This is a genomic window from Vibrio sp. YT-19(2023) (assembly GCF_033337395.1).
The window spans coordinates 1-994 of sequence record NZ_JAWOQN010000186.1 but is presented as its reverse complement, the minus strand read 5'-3'; the positions used below and the strand labels follow the sequence as shown (position 1 = coordinate 994).

1 protein-coding gene is annotated in these 994 nt (G+C 45.9%); it reads left to right on the top strand.

Annotated elements, in window-relative coordinates; all coding sequences use genetic code 11:
- The coding region (cysK, locus tag R7E78_RS24775) for a cysteine synthase A (RefSeq protein ID WP_318058428.1) at positions 1-876 on the top strand (876 nt) is incomplete at its 5' end.
- Positions 877-994: the final 118 nt, after the last annotated feature.

Below are 994 nucleotides of genomic sequence, written 5' to 3'. Positions count from 1 at the left end.
ATTGAAGCACGCAACCCAAGCTTCAGCGTTAAGTGCCGTATCGGTGCAAACATGATTTGGGAAGCAGAAAAAGCTGGCACTTTAAAGCCAGGAGTAGAACTAGTAGAACCAACCAGTGGTAACACAGGTATCGCATTAGCGTTCGTAGCAGCCGCTCGCGGTTACAAATTGACTCTAACTATGCCTGAATCAATGAGCCTTGAGCGCCGCAAGCTACTTAAAGCACTAGGCGCAAACCTTGAGCTAACTGAAGCATCGAAAGGCATGAAAGGCGCAATTGCTAAAGCAGAAGAGATCGTAGCAAGCAATCCTGAAAAATACCTTCTTCTACAACAGTTCAACAACCCTGCTAACCCGCAAATTCACGAGAAAACCACTGGCCCTGAAATCTGGGATGCGACAGACGGTGAAATCGATGTGCTAGTAGCAGGCGTTGGTACGGGTGGCACTATCACTGGTACAAGCCGTTACATTAAAGGTGAGAAAGGTAAAGCGATCACTTCTGTTGCTGTAGAACCTGCAGAATCACCAGTAATCGCGCAAGCGCTAGCAGGCGAAGAAATTCAACCAGCACCACATAAAATCCAAGGTATCGGTGCAGGTTTCATTCCTGGAAACCTAGATTTAGACATTATCGACCGAGTTGAGCCAGTAACTTCTGAAGAAGCAATTGAGATGGCTCGTCGACTAATGGAAGAAGAAGGCATCCTTGCGGGCATCTCTTCAGGCGCCGCTGTCGTTGCTGCAAACCGAATTGCAGAACTACCTGAATTTGAAGGAAAAACCATCGTGACAATTCTGCCAAGCTCTGGTGAACGCTACCTAAGTACGGCGCTATTTGCTGGTATCTTTACCGAAAAAGAGAACCAACAATAATATGTGGTCAAATCAATTTTTCGTCTAAAAAAGCCCCGTTCAGGGGCTTTTTTGTTGATCCCTGCCCTACCTTTGGTAATATCAGGGTGTTTTATTTCTAGCTTCAAAATAAAGAAGC